Consider the following 17,227-nt stretch of genomic DNA (forward strand, 5'->3'; position numbering starts at 1 on the left):
ATCGATAAAATCCAACACGTTTATTTGCAGCGCCCGGACGGGTCGTTGCCGTCGAGAAAACCCATGTCGCGCTGCAGATGCGGCGACAACTCCCGGACGTCGACGTAGCCGCGCCGGCGGTGCACAAGCAGGGAAAATTCATGCACCAGCAGGGAAAACCAGCTCTGCGCCGGGGTGGAATGGAGTTTTTGCTGTGCCGTGGTCATGATCTTCAGCCTCCGCTATGCTTGAACTTGATTGATCGTTGACACCAGATATCGGCCTGATTGGCTCTTGCCGCCAATCAAACGTCGATCACGACCCATAAGGAGGGCTTATGCCCGATCTCAAGGCACCACAGCTCGCCCAGTTGCCGCCGCTGCAGGCCATCAGGGTGTTCGAAGCCGTCGCGCGGCATCTCTCCTTCACCAAGGCCGCGCAGGAACTCGGCATGACGCAGGCCGCCGCCAGCTACCAGATCAAGCTTCTGGAAGAGCGCATCGGTTCGCCGCTGTTCCTGCGCCAGCCGCGCCAGATTGTGCTGACGGAACCCGGCCAGCGCCTGGCGCCCGCCGTCAGCGAGGCGTTCAGCCTGCTCTCAAGCGCCTATTCCGCCGCGCGTGGGGGCGCCGATGGTGTGCTGTGCGTCTCGACGCTGCTGACCTTTGCCTCGAACTGGCTGGCGCAGCACCTCGGCTCCTTCCAGGTCGCGCATCCGTCGCTGGCGGTGCGCGTCGATACCTCGAACAGGGTGATCGATTTTGCCCGCGAGGACATGGACATCGCTATCCGCTCCGGCAGCGGCAAGTGGCCTGGAGTGGAGACCCATCTTTTGTTCAAGGCCGATTTCACCCCGGTGCTGAGCCCGGCACTCGCTGCCACCATAGGTGGCGTCCACGAACCCGCCGACCTGTTCAAGCTGCCCATTCTCGATCCCGGCGACATCTGGTGGCGGGAATGGTTCGCCCTTGCCGGCGTCCCGGCGGACGAACTTGCCAGGCGCACCGGCACCAGCATGGGCGCGCAGGCCTATGAGGCGAACGCGGCCATCGCCGGCCATGGTGTGGCGATCCTGACCACCGCATTGTTCAAGACCGAGCTCGCCGCCGGCCGCCTGATCCAGCCCTTCGACCTGGTCGGCGACGACGGCCACGCCTATTGGCTGGTCTACCCGACGGCGCGTCGCAACGTGCCGAAGATAAAAGCCTTCCGGGACTGGATCCTGGCCGAGATCGCCTGCGCCTGAGGGCGAGCGATTCGCGGATTGATTTCCGAGATGCAAAGCGAGCCATGGATCCGCGACGAATGCTCGCTTTCGCGGACAAACAGCTGCGATCGGGCCACCCGGTTAACCAAGCTTGACAAAAACGCTGTCGATATCACTCGCCCGGCATAGGCTTGTGCTTGTGACGACCCAATTGAGCAGGATCAATCGTCTGCAGATTGAAACAGGGTCGATCAGCCGGCTGATGAAAGTCTATCGCGTCGAAGAAATTGAAAACAACACCGTGCGCACCACGCAGGTGATCGAAGCATTTACGCCGTTTCAAGCTGCCGTGAAGGCAATCGGCCGGGAAGTTAGGCTGCGCAAGGACGAGCCCAGCTGGATCCAGGTGACGGAAGTGCTGACCAGAGCCAAGCAAACACGCGACGGCAGGGTTTTCGAATATTCCGTGGGAAGCTACCCGTCCCACGGCTGATGGACTCGGCCCTATCGCTCCCCTGGCGCGACGATTGGGTTGCGATGGGTCGGCATCAACGCGCTCTCACATCCCCTGCAAACAGCTTCCCAAATCCGTTCAATATCCTCTACGCGCGCAACGCCGCGCTCCGCCTTGCGTGCTGCGCTGCAGCATCGAATCCGGCTTGACATAATTTATGCCAAGTGAGTAATTGCCCATTACCAAGGCAAATGCTCATCTTGGTTCATGGGAGGAATTTGATGAAACTGCGCACGCTCACCCTGGGCTTGTTGTCGGCCAGCGCTTTCGCTTTTGCCGCACACGCCGAATCCATCACCATCGCCACGGTCAACAATGGCGACATGGTCCGCATGCAAAAGCTGACGGACGACTTCACCAAGGCGAACCCCGACATCCAGCTGAACTGGGTCACGCTCGAAGAGAACGTGCTGCGCGAGCGCGTCACCACCGACATCGCAACCAAGGGCGGCCAGTATGACGTGATGACGATCGGCACCTACGAGGTTCCGATCTGGGCCAAGCAGAGCTGGCTGTTGCCGCTCGACAAGCTCGGCGACGACTATGACGCCAAGGACATCATCCCGGCCATCGCCGGCGGCCTCTCGGTCGACGGCAAGCTCTATGCCGCGCCCTTCTACGGCGAAAGCTCCTTCGTCATGTACCGCAAGGACCTGATCGAGAAGGCCGGGCTGACCATGCCCGATGCCCCGACGTGGGACTTCATCAAGCAGGCGGCCGACAAGATGACCGACCGCGCCAATGGCGTGAACGGCGTATGCCTGCGCGGCAAGGCCGGCTGGGGCGAGAACACGGCGTTCCTGACGGCCATGTCCAACTCGTTTGGCGCCCGCTGGTTCGACGAGAACTGGAAGCCGCAGTTCGACCAACCGGAATGGAAGAACACACTGCAGTTCTATGTCGACCTGATGAAGGCCGACGGTCCGGAAGGCGCTTCGTCCAACGGCTTCAACGAGAATCTGGCTCTGTTCCAGCAAGGCAAGTGCGGCATGTGGATCGACGCCACCGTGGCGGCGTCCTTCGTCTCGGATCCGAAGGCCTCGAAGGTGGCCGACAAGGTCGGTTATGCTTTGGCGCCGGACAATGGCCTCGGCAAGCGCGCCAACTGGCTCTGGGCATGGTCGCTGGCGATCCCCGCAGGCACGCAGAAGGCGGAATCCGCCCAGAAGTTCGTCTCATGGGCGACCAGCAAGCACTATGCCGAACTGGTCGCTTCCAAGGAAGGCTGGGCCAACGTTCCTCCGGGAACGCGTTCCTCGCTCTACGCCAATCCCGAGTACCAGAAGGCGGCCCCGTTCGCCAAGATGACGCTGGACTCGATCAATGCCGCCGATCCGGCGCATCCGACGGTCAAGCCGGTGCCCTATGTCGGTGTGCAGTTCGTCGCCATTCCTGAGTTCCAGGGCCTCGGCACAACCGTTGGCCAGCTGTTCTCGGCGGCGCTCGCCGGCCAGACCAGCGTAGACGACGCGCTCAAGCAGGCGCAGGACGCCGCCACGGCGACCATGACCGAAGGCGGTTATATCAAGTAAGGCTCCTCCCGGTGCCGAACGCCGGTCGCCTCCTGACCGGCGATGGCCGCCCGAGTCCCAGTTCGGGCGGCCGCTTTTTCCCCGCTGTGAAAATTCAGTCCGACTAGTGAAGGGTGACCGTCATGGCTACTCAGCAGACCCGTTCGCTTGCCCGCTTCATGATGGCGCCGTCCGTCGTGTTGCTGTTCGTCTGGATGATCGTGCCGCTGGTCATCACCTTCTGGTTCTCCTTCCAGCAATACAATCCGCTGAACCCGATCCGCGACGGCTTCGTCTGGTTCTCGAACTACTCGCTGTTCTATTCCAACCCGGCATTCCTGCAATCGATCCTGAACACGCTCGTCCTGGTCGGCAGCGTGCTGCTGATCACCGTGATCGGCGGCATCATGCTGGCGCTGTTGATCGATCAGCCGATGTGGGGACAGGGGATCGTCCGCATCCTCGTCATCTCTCCGTTCTTCGTCATGCCGCCGGTGGCTGCACTTGTCTGGAAGAACATGATCATGCACCCGCAATACGGCGTCTTTGCCGACATTGCGCGCTTCTTCGGGGCTCAACCGATCGACTGGTTCGGGCAGCATCCGATGCTGGCCATCATCATCATCGTCGCCTGGCAATGGCTTCCCTTCGCCACGCTGATCCTGCTGACCGCATTGCAGTCGCTCGACGGCGAGCAGAAGGAAGCCGCCGAGATGGACGGCGCCGGCTTCGTCAGCCGCTTCATCTATCTGACGCTGCCGCACATGTCGCGCGCCATCACCGTCGTCATCCTGATCCAGACCATCTTCCTGCTGTCGGTCTATGCCGAAATCCTGGTCACCACCAATGGCGGACCCGGCTATGCCTCCACCAACCTGCCCTTCCTCGTCTACCAGAAGGCATTGCTGGAGTTCAAAATCGGCCAGGCATCGGCCGGCGGTGTCATCGCCGTCATTCTCGCCAACATCGTCGCCTTCTTCGCCATGCGCGCGGTGGGCAAGAACCTGGACAAGTAAGGGAGGATACGATGGCACGTGCAGTCACCACCCAACACAAGGTCATTGCGACAGGCGCCGCCTGGATCGTCGCGCTGCTGATCTTCTTCCCGATCCTCTACACGATCATCACCTCGTTCAAGTCGGAGCAGGAGGCCATCCAGGGCTTCGCGCTGATCCCGTCGGGGACGTTCGAGAGCTATACCGAGGTCCAGGCGCAGAGCGGCTACTTCAAGTTCTTCTTCAACTCGGTGCTGCTCTCGGTCGGCTCGACCATCCTGGCCCTGATAGTCGCGGTTCCGGCCGCCTGGTCGATGGCCTTCTCGCCGGGCAAGTGGACCAAGGACATCCTGATGTGGATGCTCTCGACCAAGATGATGCCGGCGGTTGCCGTGCTGTTCCCGATCTACCTCATCTTCCGCGATGCCGGACTGCTCGACAGCCGCATCGGCCTGATGATCATGCTGATGCTGATCAACCTGCCGATCGTGATCTGGATGCTCTACACCTACTTCCGCGAAATCCCCGGCGAGATCCTGGAAGCGGCACGCATGGACGGCGCCACCCTGTGGGGCGAGATCGTTTATGTGCTGACCCCCATGGCCGTGCCGGGCATCGCCTCGACCATGCTGCTCAACATCATCCTGGCGTGGAACGAAGCGTTCTGGACCATCCGCCTGACCACCACCGAGGCGGCGCCGCTGACGGCCTTCATCAGTTCGTTCTCAAGCCCGCAAGGCCTGTTCTGGGCCAAGCTTTCGGCGGCCTCGACGCTGGCCATCGCCCCCATCCTGATCATGGGCTGGTTCAGCCAGAAGCAGTTGGTGCGCGGCCTGACATTCGGCGCGGTAAAATAACGAACCTTGCCTGAAGCAATCCACCAGACCCTTCGGGGGGAGGAAACCATGGGAAACATCACTCTCAAGAACGTCTCCAAGCATTTCGGATCGACGGTCATCATTCCAGGTCTCGACCTGGTCATCGAGAATGGCGAGTTCGTCGTCTTCGTCGGGCCGTCGGGTTGCGGCAAGTCCACGCTGCTGCGCCTCATCGCCGGCCTCGAGGACACCAGCGGCGGCACCATAAACATCGATGGCCGTGACGTCACCGGTGAGGCGCCGGCCAAGCGCAAGCTGGCCATGGTATTCCAGTCCTATGCGCTCTATCCGCATATGACGGTGGCCAAGAACATCGGCTTCCCGCTGAAGATGGCGGGCGAGGATGTGGCGACGATCGACAAGAAGGTGAAGGACGCAGCCCGGGTCCTCAACCTCACCAACTATCTCGAACGCCGGCCCGGCCAGCTCTCCGGCGGCCAGCGGCAACGCGTCGCCATCGGCCGCGCCATCGTGCGCCAGCCCTCGGCATTCCTGTTCGACGAGCCGCTGTCCAACCTCGATGCTGCACTGCGCGGCACCATGCGGCTCGAAATCAGCGAGCTGCACCATCAGCTCAAGACGACGATGGTCTACGTCACCCACGACCAGATCGAAGCCATGACCATGGCCGACAAGATCGTCGTGCTCAACGCCGGCAACATCGAACAGGTCGGCTCGCCGATGGAACTCTACAAATCGCCGAAGAACCTGTTTGTCGCCGGCTTCATCGGTTCGCCGAAAATGAACCTGATCGAAGGTGCGCCAGCCGCCAAATACAACGCCAAGACCATCGGCATTCGTCCCGAGCATATGGGGATATCGACCACGGCGGGCGACTGGAAAGCCCTTGTCGGCGTCGCCGAGCATCTGGGCTCCGACACCTTCCTGCATGTCCAGGCCGACGGCGTCGGTCCGCTGACGGTACGCGCCGATGGCGAACTGGCCGTACGCCACGGCGACACCATCTACCTGACGCCCGACAAGGTCCGGATGCATCGCTTCGGCCCCGATGGAAAGGCGCTGACGCAGTGAGACTGACGGGCAAATCGGCGCTGATCACCGGATCCGCGCGCGGCATCGGCAGGGCTTTTGCCGAAGCCTATACGCGCGAAGGTGCCACGGTGGCCATTGCCGACATCAATCTGGCGGCTGCCGAAAAGACCGCCGCCGAGATTGGCGCCAACGCCTATCCGGTCAGGCTCGACGTCAGCGACCTTGCTTCGATCCAGGCGGCGGTCAAGGCGGTCGAAAAGACCGGCGGCCTCGACATACTGATCAACAATGCTGCCTTGTTCGACCTAGCGCCGATCGTCGAGATCACCAAAGCGAGCTACGACAAATTGTTCTCCGTCAACGTCGCCGGCACCTTGTTCATGCTGCAGGCAGCGGCGCGTTCGATGATCGCAAGGGGCAAGGGCGGCAAGATCATCAACATCGCCAGCCAGGCAGGACGGCGCGGCGAGCCGCTGGTCGCCGTCTATTGCGCCACCAAGGCCGCGGTGATTTCGCTGACCCAGTCCGCCGGGCTCGATCTGATCAAGCACCGCATCAACGTCAATGGCATCGCGCCCGGCGTCGTCGACAGCGACATGTGGGATGAGGTCGATGCGCTGTTCGCCAAATATGAGAACCGGGCGAAGGGCGAGAAGAAGCGGCTGGTCGGCGAGGGCGTGCCCTATGGCCGCATGGGCAAGCCGGAGGACCTGACCGGCATGGCGGTGTTCCTGGCCAGCGACGACGCCGAATACATTGTCGCCCAGACCTACAATGTCGATGGCGGCCAATGGATGAGTTGATGGGCCGGGATCACGAAGGCCGCAGCCCGGCCAAAAGGGTAGAAAAATGACCGTGAAACTCTCCTCCTCGATCCTCTCGGAACTCCCCGCCAAGGTCGCCGGTCCCAGATATGATCGCTCCAGGCTCAAACCCGGTATCGTCCATTTCGGCGTCGGCAATTTCCATCGGTCGCATCAGGCGGTCTATCTCGACGATCTCTTCAATGCAGGGATCGGCCATGACTGGGCTCTGGTCGGCGCCGGGGTCTTCGAGGGCGAAAAAATCGGCCGTTCCAAGCTGCAGGAGCAGGACTGGCTGACCACCGTGGTCGAGCAGGATTCCGACCATATGAGCGCCCGCGTCACCGGCGTCATGATCGACTTCCTGACGCCCGGCGATGCCGATGCCATCATCGACCAGCTCGCCGATCCGGCGATCAAGATCGTCTCGCTGACCATCACGGAAGGCGGTTATTTCATCGATCCGGCCTCCGGCAAGTTCAACCCGACCCACCCCGACATCGTCGCCGACGCACAGGCAGGCACGACGCCGAAGACGGTGTTCGGCCTCATCCTGGCCGGGCTGAAGCGCCGCCGTGCCGACGGCATCGTGCCGTTCACCGTCATGTCCTGCGACAACATCCCTCACAACGGCCATGTCACCTCGGATGGCGTCATCGGCCTCGCCCGCCTGATCGATGAGGATCTGGCGAACTGGGTCAGCGACAATGTCGCCTTTCCCAACGGCATGGTCGACCGCATCACCCCCGCCACCTCCGACCGCGAGCGCGGTATTCTCGCCTCGGAGTTCGGCCTCGAGGACAACTGGCCGGTGTTCTGCGAGCCGTTCAAGCAATGGGTGCTGGAAGACCGTTTCACCGACGGCCGCCCGCCGCTGGAAAAGGTCGGTGTGCAATTCGTGAGGGATGTCGCGCCCTATGAGCTGATGAAGATCCGCATCCTCAATGGCGGTCATGCCACGATCGCTTATCCCGCAGGGTTGATGGACATCCATTTCGTCCATGAGGCGATGCAGGAGCCGCTGGTGCGCGGCTTCCTCGCCAAGCTCGAGCATGACGAGATCATCCCGACCGTGCCACCGGTGCCGGACACCGTGCTGGAGGATTATTATCAGCTCATCGAGCAGCGCTTTTCCAACCCCAAGATCGGCGACACCATCCGCCGGCTCTGCCTCGACGGTTCCAACCGGCAGCCGAAATTCATCATCCCGACCATTGCCGACCGGCTGAAGGCCGGCAAAGGCGTCGCGGGTCTGGCGCTCGAGTCCGCGCTGTGGTGCCGCTACTGTTTCGGCACCACCGACAGCGGCGCCGACATCGAAGCCAACGATCCCAGCTGGGACCGGCTGCAGGCAAGCGCGAAGGCGGCGAAGGATAAGCCCGGTGCCTGGCTTGCGATGGAGGATATCTATGGCGGTGTCGGCCGCTCGGCGCCGTTCGCCGAGGCCTTTGCCCATGCGCTCAACGTCTTGTGGGCGAATGGCACGCGCGCGACGCTGACGCGCTACATCTCCGGCAAGCTCTGACGCCAGCCGCAATGACGCCCGAACTGGTCATCTTCGACTGTGACGGCGTGCTGGTCGACAGCGAGGCGCTGTCGGTTTCGGCTCTGCTCGGCATGATCTCTGCCGCCGGGGGCTCGGTCAGCGAGGATGCGGCCTACGAGCATTTCCTCGGCAAGAGCATGAAGAGCGTGCGCGAGATACTTCTTCGCGATTTCACCATCGACATCACCGACGTGCATCTGACCGATATGCGCGTCGAGCTGATGCGCAAATTCCGCGAGGAGCTGAAGCCGATTCCCGGCATCAGCGACATCCTGCCGAGGCTGGGCGTACCCTGCTGCGTCGCTTCCTCCGGCACGCTCGACCGGATACGCTACGCGCTCGACGTCACCGGTCTGCTCGGCCTGCTCGAGCCCCATCTGTTCAGCGCTGCCATGGTCGCGCGCGGCAAGCCGGCGCCGGATCTTTTTCTCCATGCCGCCGCTGCTATGGGCGCGCATCCCGGTAATTGCATCGTAATCGAGGACAGCCCCGCCGGCATCGCGGCGGCGCGTGCGGCCGGTATGCGCGTCTTTGCTTTCACCGGCGGTTCGCACGCCGGCAACCCGGCCTTGAAAGCGCGGCTTGCGTCGAGTGAACCGGACTTTATATTCGCGGACATGCTGCAATTGCCCGATCTGATTGCAGGCTAGAGCATGATGCCGAAAAGTGTGAATCGGTTTTCGGAACGACATCATGCTCTACTTCTTTGATTTAGAGACGGATTCAGATTTCGGGTCGAACAGACCTGAAATCATCCGGCTCTAGGGAGCGAGAGTAAAGGCATCTTGACGAAAAGCTTCGTTTGCGCGGTCGATGTCGGCACCGGGAGCGCCCGCGCGGGCATTCTCGATACGTCAGGCACCTTGCTCGGACGCGCCGAGCATCCGATCGTCATGAACCAGCCGAAGGCCGATCACGCCGAGCACAATTCGCAGGATATCTGGTCGGCTGTGTGCATCGCGGTGCGTGCCGCGCGCGAAAAGGCCGGTGTGTCAGCCGACGATATTGTCGGCATGTCGTTCGACGCCACCTGCTCGCTGGTGGTGCTGGACAGGAATGCCGGCCAGCTCAGCGTCTCGGTGACGGGCGAACGGCGCTGGGACACCATCGTCTGGCTCGACCATCGCGCCATCGCCGAGGCAGATGAATGCACCGATAGCGGCCACGCCGTACTCGACTATATCGGTAGCGTCATGTCGCCGGAAATGGCGACGCCGAAGCTGATGTGGCTGAAGCGCAATCTGCCGGGAACTTGGCATGAAGCCGGCTACCTGTTCGACCTCACCGATTTCCTGACCTGGAAGGCGACCGGGTCGCTGGCGCGCTCGCAATGCACGCTGACCGCCAAATGGACCTATCTGGCGCATGAGGAAACCGGCTGGCGCCGTGACTTCTTCGACAGGGTCGGGCTTGGCGATCTGTTCGAACACGGCAGCCTGCCGGAGAAGGCAAGTGCTGTCGGCGCAGACATCGGCACGCTCACCCCTGAAGCGGCGGCTGAGTTGGGCTTGAGCGAAAACTGTCGGGTCGGCGCCGGCGTCATCGATGCCTATGCCGGCGCGCTTGGCGTGCTCGGCGGCTTTGCTGGCGACGAGCAGAATATCGGCCGCCATCTGGCATTGATCGCCGGCACCTCGTCCTGCGTCATGGCGATGTCGCCCGACCCGCAGCCTTTCGCCGGCGTCTGGGGTCCATACTATGGCGCCGCACTGCCAAAGCTCTGGCTGTCGGAAGGCGGCCAGTCGGCTACCGGGGCTTTGCTCGACCACATCATCCGCTGGCATGGCGCCGGCGGCGAGCCGGATGCGGCCATGCATGCCAAGATCGCCAGGCGCGTCGCTGAACTGCGCAGCACCGAAGGCGACAAGCTGGCGGCGAGGCTGCATGTGCTGCCGGATTTTCACGGCAACCGCTCGCCGCTTGCCGACCCGCATGCCGTCGGCGTGGTCAGCGGGCTGACGCTGGATTCCTCTTTCGACAGTCTGTGCAAGCTCTATTGGCGCACGGCCGTCGGCATCGCGCTCGGCGTGCGCCATGTGCTGGAGGCGCTGAACGAGAACGGCTATCTCATCGACACGCTGCATGTCACCGGCGGCCACACCAAGAACCCGTTGCTGATGGAGCTTTATGCCGACGCCACCGGCTGCGCGGTGATCGAGCCGCTGGCCGACGAAGCCGTTCTGCTCGGCACCGGCATGGTCGCCGCCACCGCCGCTGGCCTGTTCCCGGACCTGAATGCCGCTTGCGTCGCCATGCAGCAAGGCGGCAGAACCCGCGCTTCGAACCCGGCCGCGTCAGGCCGCTTTGACCGCGACTACAAGGTCTTCCTCGAAATGCACCGCCAGCGGCAGGAGCTCGACGCCATCAGCTAGAGCAATTCCAGGAAAAGTGTGAAACGGTTTTCCGTCCGGAATTGCGTACCAAATCTAGGCCTCCTCTCGCCGGCGCAAGGATGCGCCGGTCGCCGCGTCGAACAGATGCACGCTCTCCTCCTCGAACGTATAGCGCACAGGCGCGCGCAACGCCGGGCATTCGCGGGCCGATACCAACGCGCCGACCTCCTTGCCGCCGCAGGCGAACGTTACCAGCGCGTCATTGCCATGGAACTCGATGAGGTCGGCGGTGCCTTGCAGAAGATTGATGCTCTGAGCGCCGGCGGTCTTCAGGTCCGGCGGTCGGATTCCAAGCACGGCGCGCTGGACGCCGCGCAGATCGAAGCCCGAGCCTTCTATGGAGAAGGTCGAGCCGCCGCCTGTCAGCGTCCAGCGTTCGTCCTTCCGCCCGACGGCCACGTCGATGAAATTCATGTTCGGCGTACCGATGAAGCCGGCGACGAACAGATTGCCCGGCTGGCGATAGATCTCGGCCGGCGAGCCGATCTGTTCGATAACGCCATCCCTGAGCAGCACGATCCGGTCGGCCAGCGTCATCGCTTCCAACTGATCGTGGGTGACATAGACGGTGGTGGTCTTCAGCGACTGATGCAGCCGGGCGATCTCGACCCGCATGTGGTTGCGCAGCTTGGCATCGAGATTGGACAGCGGCTCGTCGAACAGGAACACTTTCGGCGTCTTGATCATGGCGCGCGCAATCGCCACGCGCTGCTGCTGGCCGCCGGAAAGTTCGGTCGGCTTGCGGGCGAGGTAAGGTTCGAGGCCGAGCGTCGTTGCCACCGCCTCGACCCGCTTCCGGATCTCGGCCGGGGGCACTTTCTGTCGCTTGAGCCCAAAGGCGATGTTGTCGAAGATCGTCATATGCGGGTAGAGCGCATAGTTCTGGAAAACCATGGCAATGCCGCGCTCGCCGGGCTCGAGATCGTTGACCACTTTGCCGCCGATCGACACTTCCCCGCCGCTGATATCCTCCAGTCCGGCCAGCATCCTGAGCAAGGTCGACTTGCCGCAGCCGGACGGGCCGAGGAATACGACGAATTCGTGCTCCTCGATCGAGAGATTGAGGTCGCGGATGACGGTGGTGGCGCCGTAAGCCTTGTCGACATGGGAGCAAACGATCGCGGACATGGTCAGCCCTTCTCGCCGGTAAGAAGGATTTGCAGCTTGACGTCTTGCGGCTTGCCTTGCGCCGCCCGCTCGAAGGCCTCGATGCTGTCCGAGAAATCATAAGTGCCGGTGATCAGCGGCTTGAGGTCGACCTTCCCCGAGGCGATCAGCTGCAGCGCGCGGTCGAAGATGTTGGCGTAACGGAACACCGTCTCGATGCGCACTTCCTTGGAGATCGCCGCCGGAACGTTGAGGCTGACCGGTTCGACCGGCAGTCCGACCAGCACCACCGCGCCGCCCGGCCGCACGACATCGAACAGGTCGGCGAATGCCTTCGGGCTGCCGCTCGCCTCGAACACGATATCCGCGCCCCAATTGTCGGTCGCGGCGGAGACTGCGTCGACCAGCGATTGCTCACCTATATTGACCGGCACGATGCCGGGATATTGCGCGGCAATCTTGAGCTTGGGTGCGGAAAAATCGGAGATCAGCACCTTCGAGCAGCCGCCGGCCAGCGCCGCCAGCGCGATCATGATGCCGATCGGGCCGCAGCCGACGACGACGGAGACGTCGCCAGGCACGATGCGGGCGCGGCTCGCCGCCTGCATGCCGATGGCAAAGGGTTCGACCATCGCGCCTTCGGCGAAGGTGACATTGTCCGGCAGTCTGTAGGTGAAGGCGGCCGGGTGCACGGCATAGGGCGCCAGCACGCCATGCACAGGCGGCGTCGCCCAGAAGGAGACGTCAGGGTCGACATTGTAGATGCCGAGCCTCGTCGCGCGCGACGACAGGTTCGGCACGCCCGGCTCCATGCAGACGCGGTCGCCGACCTTCAGCGTGCCGACATTGGCGCCGATCTCGACGATCGTTCCCGCGGCTTCGTGGCCGAGCACCATCGGGGCCCGCACGACATAGCTGCCGATGGCGCCATGGGTGTAATAGTGCACGTCGCTGCCGCAGACGCCGACCGTGTGGATGGCGATCTTGACATCGCCCGGTCCGACGTCGAGCGGCAGCGCGATCTCGCGCAGCGACAGTTCGCCTTTTTTCTCAAGCACCAGTGCCCGCATAGGTAAGTCCTCGCATCAAGTCTTTTTTTGCCGGAAAACGGAATTCAGGAAGCCGCTGAGCACGCCGAGGAACAGCAGCGGCGGTAGCGACAACAGCACGACCGAGGCGTTGAGGATTCCCCACGGCACGTTCATGCCTTGCTGTGAAAGTTCGGAAGCGACGATCGGCAATGTCTTGGCGTTGGAACTGGACAGCATCAGCGCGATCAGGAATTCGTTCCACACCAGCACGAAGCTGAAGGCGACGGCGCCGATCAGCGAGCGCGCCGCTACCGGCAGCGCAATGCGCCAGAACACCGAGTAAGCGCCGTAGCCGTCGAGGAAAGCGGCTTCCTCGGTTTCCTTCGGCACGGCCTGGAAGGCGGGAATGGCGAGCCACATGATCACCGAGATGGTGAGCAGCGAATAGGTGACGATCAGCGCCGGCAAGGTGTCGTAGAGCCCGATCTGCAGCCAGATCACCATCAGCGGAATGGCGACTGCCACCGGGGGCAGGAAGCGCAGCGACAACACGAAGAACTGGATGTCGCGAGCGAAGCGATTGGGATAGCGCGCCACCGCATAGGCTGCCGGAAGGCCGAGCATGACGCCGATCAGCACGGCGACGCCGCAGGAAATGACCGAGTTATAGAGACCGGTCATTACGCTGTCGCGGCCGATGATGTAGCTGATATTGTCGAAGGTCGGGGTAAACACCAGGCGCGGCACGCGGGTGATGATGTCGACATTGTTCTTCAGCGAATTGACCGCCGTCCAGGCGAGCGGAAACACCGCCATGAAGCCGGCGAAGGCCAGGATGATCTTGCCGATGAGGCGGCCCGGTCTCATGCGATACGGCCTCATGCCTGCACCCGCTTCCACAGCATGGTGAAGGTGATGACAGTCGCGATCATCATCAGCACCGCCATGGCCGAGGCATAGGACACCTTGCCGGATTCGATGAAGCCTTGCGAGAAGGCGTACATGTCGAGCGTCTCGGTCGCCACGCCCGGCCCGCCGCGCGTCATCACATAAATCAGGTCGAAGGAGCGCAGCGATTCGATCATCTTGACGAACATCAGGCTGATCAGCGGCGCCTTCAGCATCGGCAAGGTCACATAGGCGTGGATCTGCCAGCGCTTGGCATGGTCGAGCCGCGCTGCCTCGATCGGCTGCGGCGGCAGCGTTTCCAGCAGCTTCAGCACGATGACGGCAAAGAACAGTCCCCACTGCCACACATCGACCGAGGCGACGGCAAACAGGGCCGTCGCTGGCTTCGAAAGCGGGTCGAAGATCAGCCCGCCGGTGATCAGCCGGTAGGGGTAGGTGGCGATGCCGTAGAGCGGATGATAGGCGAACTTCCACACGAAAGCCGCCGACACGCGCGGCAACAGCACCGGGATGATGAACAGCAGGCAGTAGATGTTGCGCAGCCGCGGCGACGCCACTTCGAACATCAGCACGCCGAGCCCGATGGCCACCATCATCGTTGCCACGACGGTGACGATTTCCCACTTCACCGAAACCCAGACCGCGTTGAGGAAACGCCGGTCGGCGAACAGGTCGATGAAGTTCGACAACCAGACCCAGGAATAGTCCGAGGAACTCAGCTCGCGGTTCTGCAGGGCGATGACGATGGCGTAGAGCGTCGGCACCATCGACAGCACCAGAAGAATGGCGAGCGTCGGAACCAGAAACGTCACGGGCAGGGAAGAGCGTCGGCGCATGGCCTATCCTCGGGCTGTGCCTTTTTGGAGAGAACCCGCGGCGCACAGTCCCGGCATCCAGTCGAATGCCGTGGACGGCGCGCCGCGGGCGGGAGGATTACTTCTTCTTCACCAGCTCGTTGGCGTAGGCCTCGAGTTCGTCGAGGCCGCCCTTGACGTCGGTACGCGTGCCGGTGACCAGCTCTTCCAGGATGATGCCCCAGCGGTCGCCGAGATCCGGCCAGCGCGGATCCTGCCAGAAGTTCACCGCCGTCACCTTGCCGGTATCGGCAAGCGCCTGGCCGAGATCGGCGCCATAGATGTCGGCGAACTCCTTGCTGGACAGCACGCTGGTGCGGTTGAGCTCGCCGAATTGGTGCGCGTCGAGCCGGCGCTTCTCGTTCTCCTTCGACGTCGCCCAGGCGATGAACAGGCCGGCGCATTGCTTCGCGGCGTCATCGGCATTGGCCTTGGCGGCGATGGCGAGGCCGTGGCCGTAGCCGCCGCCGGTCAGTGGCGAGGGCGGCGGCAGGAAGCCGATCTTGCCGACCACTTGCGAGGTCTTCGGGTCGACCGCCATGCCCGACAGTGGCGTCGATTCGACCAAGATGGCAACCTGGCCCGACAGGAAGGCGCCGGTCGATTCATCCCAGCTGCCGGTCTGCGTGCCGGGCGCTGAATCCTTGAACAGTTTAAGATAGGTCTCGGTCGCTTTGACCGCGGCCTCGGAGTTGAAAGCCGGCTTGTCACCGTCGAACCATTTTCCGCCGTAGGCCTTGAAGAACGGCATCCAGCGCCAGACATTGGCGCCCGAGCCACGCGCGCCGCGCAGCGCGATGCCGTACATGCCCTTGTCGGGATCGGTCAGCTTCGGCACGTCGGCGATCAACTCGTCCAGCGTCTTCGGCGGCTGGATGCCGGCGGCTTCCAGAATGTCCTTGCGGTAGACCATCAGGTCGCCGCCGCCGGTCAGCGGCGCGAACCACACCTTGCCGTCATAGGTGGCGACCTTCTGCCGGCCCGGGTCGAAATCGGCGTAGTCGTAGTCAGCCGGGTAATAGTCGGTGAGCGGCACGATCCATTTCGACGAGGCGAACAGCGCGACATTGGCTTCGTCGACATAGTAGACGTTGTAGTTGCCGACCGTGGACGCATCGGCGCGCGACTTTGCCCGGCGGTCGTTCTCGTTGAGATAGTCGATCTGGAAGCTGGCGCCGGCCAGTTTCTGGAACTCGTCCTTGGACGCTTCCAGCAGCGTCAGCCCGTCACGCGGTTGCGCCAGCACCTTGACCGGCGCCGAGCAGACCGGCGCCGCCAGCGCCATGGTCGAGAGGGTCGTGGTAAGCATGAAAGCTGCGCTTATGCTCGCAGCGAGCCGAATTGGTTTCATTGATTTACTCCTCCAGGAACAGTCGCAGGAAGCGGAAGTCTTCGGTTGCGCGATCCTCGCCATCGCCCGAGCGACAAGCCACCCATCGCCAAAATGAGGAGTTGCTAAAGGCCGCGCTAGAAGCCCCGTTGCAGCAGACCTGTACTTTTATGCATTGTGCGCTGCAAAATCCGGCCCGCCTGCACAGCCTCTGTCACATGAGTACCGATGGAGTGAGGAAGGCCGGTTTTCAGGCGCGCATCGTCATCCGCTGCTTCGACAGCTTGCGGTAAGATGACGGCGTCATCCGGTGCTTGCGCAGGAAGGCGCGGTTGAAGTTGGCGATGTTCATGTAGCCGACCTGGAAGCAGATGTCGGTGATCGGAATATCGGTGTCCGCCAGCAGCTTGCAGGCTTGCCAGAGCCGGAGCTTGGCGATGTGGTCGCTGAAACTGTTGCCGGTGTTTTTCTGGAAGAAGCGCGAAAACGTGCTTTCGCTCATCCCCGCCAGCTCCGCCGCCTCCGGCAGCTTCAGGTCCTCGGCGAAGTGCTGGAAGAGATAGGTCAGCGTGCGCTGGATGATGTCCAGCGAGGTTGCGTCGAGTGCGGGTGAGAAATCCGGCGAGGACAAAAGCTCGTATTCGTCTGTCCTGGCCAGCAGATCGACCAGTTCGAGGAAGAGGCAAAACCGGGCGAGCCCGTGCACGGTGCCCATCCTTTCCATCAGCGCAGCGCCGTCGAGCGCGGCGCGGCCATGGAAGACGATGCCGCGCAGCGATCGCTCCAGGAACGGTTCTAGTTCGCGCAGCTCCGGCAGCAGTCCCGCCGAGCCGCGCAGCCGCTGCGGATCGAATTGCAGCACGATGTCGCGTCCTTCGATCAGCTCGCCGGGTTGCACCGATGTCACCCAGTCATGCGGCAGCCCGCCGCCGACGATGCTCAGGTAGCCCGGCCCGAATTCGCCGATGTGATCGCCGACCAGCGCGACCCCGGAAGACTTCCTCAGGAGATGGATCTCGTATTCCGGATGAAAATTCCAGACATTGCGCTCCCAGGGATAGTCGTCGAGCCGCCACAGGAAACTGTCGCTCGCCTCGGTGACGATGTGCTCGAAAGCCGGCACCGTGCGAGGGATCGCGGCCGTGTTCTTTCTGCGCCTGAATGCCATCGTCTGCTC

General features: G+C 62.8%; 17 protein-coding genes. 10 read left to right on the forward strand and 7 right to left on the reverse strand.

Annotated elements, in window-relative coordinates; translation table 11 throughout:
• Nucleotides 1-20: 20 nt before the first annotated feature.
• Complete coding sequence (locus ACYG9Z_RS15835) at nt 21-206, reverse strand: hypothetical protein (RefSeq protein ID WP_023700462.1); 186 nt, start codon at nt 204-206, stop codon at nt 21-23.
• Between the two features lie 110 nt (nt 207-316).
• Between ACYG9Z_RS15835 and ACYG9Z_RS15840 the strand changes: the two genes are divergently transcribed.
• The 10 genes from ACYG9Z_RS15840 (at nt 317) to ACYG9Z_RS15885 (ending at nt 10,798) form a co-directional block, all read left to right on the forward strand.
• Nucleotides 317-1,225, forward strand: coding sequence for a LysR substrate-binding domain-containing protein (locus ACYG9Z_RS15840; RefSeq protein ID WP_023671245.1), 909 nt, complete (start codon nt 317-319; stop codon nt 1,223-1,225).
• A gap of 112 nt (nt 1,226-1,337) precedes the next feature.
• Nucleotides 1,338-1,679, forward strand: coding sequence for a hypothetical protein (locus ACYG9Z_RS15845; protein ID WP_155923262.1), 342 nt, complete (start codon nt 1,338-1,340; stop codon nt 1,677-1,679).
• 242 nt (nt 1,680-1,921) lie between these two features.
• Nucleotides 1,922-3,232 carry an ABC transporter substrate-binding protein gene (locus tag ACYG9Z_RS15850; protein WP_023746514.1) on the forward strand — a complete coding sequence of 437 codons (1,311 nt, stop codon included), beginning with the start codon at nt 1,922-1,924 and terminating at the stop codon, nt 3,230-3,232.
• Between the two features lie 122 nt (nt 3,233-3,354).
• On the forward strand, nt 3,355-4,227 hold the full coding sequence (locus ACYG9Z_RS15855; protein WP_023711367.1) for a carbohydrate ABC transporter permease: 873 nt from the start codon (nt 3,355-3,357) through the stop codon (nt 4,225-4,227).
• Between the two features lie 11 nt (nt 4,228-4,238).
• Entirely contained in the window at nt 4,239-5,063 is an 825-nt protein-coding gene (locus ACYG9Z_RS15860) for a carbohydrate ABC transporter permease (protein WP_023671250.1), read from the forward strand.
• 48 nt (nt 5,064-5,111) lie between these two features.
• Nucleotides 5,112-6,116, forward strand: coding sequence for an ABC transporter ATP-binding protein (locus ACYG9Z_RS15865; protein WP_023689168.1), 1,005 nt, complete (start codon nt 5,112-5,114; stop codon nt 6,114-6,116).
• A complete protein-coding gene (locus ACYG9Z_RS15870) occupies nt 6,113-6,880 on the forward strand; it encodes an L-iditol 2-dehydrogenase (protein ID WP_023752503.1) in 768 nt (255 codons plus the stop codon). Before ACYG9Z_RS15865 ends, ACYG9Z_RS15870 begins: the two co-directional genes overlap by 4 nt.
• Nucleotides 6,881-6,926: 46 nt before the next feature.
• Entirely contained in the window at nt 6,927-8,405 is a 1,479-nt protein-coding gene (locus ACYG9Z_RS15875; protein ID WP_023752502.1) for a mannitol dehydrogenase family protein, read from the forward strand.
• Between the two features lie 11 nt (nt 8,406-8,416).
• Nucleotides 8,417-9,076 (forward strand): HAD family hydrolase, encoded by a 660-nt coding sequence (locus tag ACYG9Z_RS15880; RefSeq protein WP_023689170.1) that lies wholly within the window; start codon nt 8,417-8,419, stop codon nt 9,074-9,076.
• A 135-nt stretch (nt 9,077-9,211) separates the two neighbouring features.
• Complete coding sequence (locus ACYG9Z_RS15885) at nt 9,212-10,798, forward strand: FGGY-family carbohydrate kinase (RefSeq protein ID WP_023752501.1); 1,587 nt, start codon at nt 9,212-9,214, stop codon at nt 10,796-10,798.
• A gap of 54 nt (nt 10,799-10,852) precedes the next feature.
• Here the strand turns inward: ACYG9Z_RS15885 and ACYG9Z_RS15890 are convergent, their stop codons facing one another.
• The 6 genes from ACYG9Z_RS15890 to ACYG9Z_RS15915 form a co-directional block, all read right to left on the reverse strand.
• The gene (locus ACYG9Z_RS15890) at nt 10,853-11,947 is read right to left on the reverse strand and encodes an ABC transporter ATP-binding protein (protein ID WP_023752500.1); all 1,095 of its coding nucleotides are present in this window, start codon (nt 11,945-11,947) and stop codon (nt 10,853-10,855) included.
• Between the two features lie 2 nt (nt 11,948-11,949).
• Nucleotides 11,950-12,996: an NAD(P)-dependent alcohol dehydrogenase gene (locus tag ACYG9Z_RS15895; protein WP_023752499.1), complete on the reverse strand. Its 1,047-nt coding sequence runs from the start codon at nt 12,994-12,996 to the stop codon at nt 11,950-11,952.
• Between the two features lie 15 nt (nt 12,997-13,011).
• On the reverse strand, nt 13,012-13,824 hold the full coding sequence (locus ACYG9Z_RS15900) for a carbohydrate ABC transporter permease (RefSeq protein ID WP_023752498.1): 813 nt from the start codon (nt 13,822-13,824) through the stop codon (nt 13,012-13,014).
• A gap of 11 nt (nt 13,825-13,835) precedes the next feature.
• The gene (locus ACYG9Z_RS15905) at nt 13,836-14,702 is read right to left on the reverse strand and encodes a carbohydrate ABC transporter permease (RefSeq protein ID WP_023707770.1); all 867 of its coding nucleotides are present in this window, start codon (nt 14,700-14,702) and stop codon (nt 13,836-13,838) included.
• Between the two features lie 97 nt (nt 14,703-14,799).
• Nucleotides 14,800-16,071 (reverse strand): ABC transporter substrate-binding protein, encoded by a 1,272-nt coding sequence (locus tag ACYG9Z_RS15910; RefSeq protein WP_023693095.1) that lies wholly within the window; start codon nt 16,069-16,071, stop codon nt 14,800-14,802.
• 229 nt (nt 16,072-16,300) lie between these two features.
• Complete coding sequence (locus ACYG9Z_RS15915) at nt 16,301-17,218, reverse strand: AraC family transcriptional regulator (protein WP_023752497.1); 918 nt, start codon at nt 17,216-17,218, stop codon at nt 16,301-16,303.
• Nucleotides 17,219-17,227: the final 9 nt, after the last annotated feature.

The organism is Mesorhizobium sp. RSR380A (assembly GCF_054719385.1).

Coding starts and splice junctions, on each gene's coding strand:
- ACYG9Z_RS15840 (WP_023671245.1), top strand. CDS start 317: ATGCCCGATCTCAAGGCACCACAGCTCGCCCAGTTGCCGCCGCTGCAG.
- ACYG9Z_RS15855 (WP_023711367.1), top strand. CDS start 3,355: ATGGCTACTCAGCAGACCCGTTCGCTTGCCCGCTTCATGATGGCGCCG.
- ACYG9Z_RS15895 (WP_023752499.1), bottom strand. CDS start 12,996: ATGCGGGCACTGGTGCTTGAGAAAAAAGGCGAACTGTCGCTGCGCGAG.
- ACYG9Z_RS15910 (WP_023693095.1), bottom strand. CDS start 16,071: ATGAAACCAATTCGGCTCGCTGCGAGCATAAGCGCAGCTTTCATGCTT.
- ACYG9Z_RS15915 (WP_023752497.1), bottom strand. CDS start 17,218: ATGGCATTCAGGCGCAGAAAGAACACGGCCGCGATCCCTCGCACGGTG.
- ACYG9Z_RS15850 (WP_023746514.1), top strand. CDS start 1,922: ATGAAACTGCGCACGCTCACCCTGGGCTTGTTGTCGGCCAGCGCTTTC.
- ACYG9Z_RS15835 (WP_023700462.1), bottom strand. CDS start 206: ATGACCACGGCACAGCAAAAACTCCATTCCACCCCGGCGCAGAGCTGG.
- ACYG9Z_RS15875 (WP_023752502.1), top strand. CDS start 6,927: ATGACCGTGAAACTCTCCTCCTCGATCCTCTCGGAACTCCCCGCCAAG.
- ACYG9Z_RS15890 (WP_023752500.1), bottom strand. CDS start 11,947: ATGTCCGCGATCGTTTGCTCCCATGTCGACAAGGCTTACGGCGCCACC.
- ACYG9Z_RS15865 (WP_023689168.1), top strand. CDS start 5,112: ATGGGAAACATCACTCTCAAGAACGTCTCCAAGCATTTCGGATCGACG.
- ACYG9Z_RS15860 (WP_023671250.1), top strand. CDS start 4,239: ATGGCACGTGCAGTCACCACCCAACACAAGGTCATTGCGACAGGCGCC.
- ACYG9Z_RS15900 (WP_023752498.1), bottom strand. CDS start 13,824: ATGAGACCGGGCCGCCTCATCGGCAAGATCATCCTGGCCTTCGCCGGC.
- ACYG9Z_RS15905 (WP_023707770.1), bottom strand. CDS start 14,702: ATGCGCCGACGCTCTTCCCTGCCCGTGACGTTTCTGGTTCCGACGCTC.
- ACYG9Z_RS15880 (WP_023689170.1), top strand. CDS start 8,417: ATGACGCCCGAACTGGTCATCTTCGACTGTGACGGCGTGCTGGTCGAC.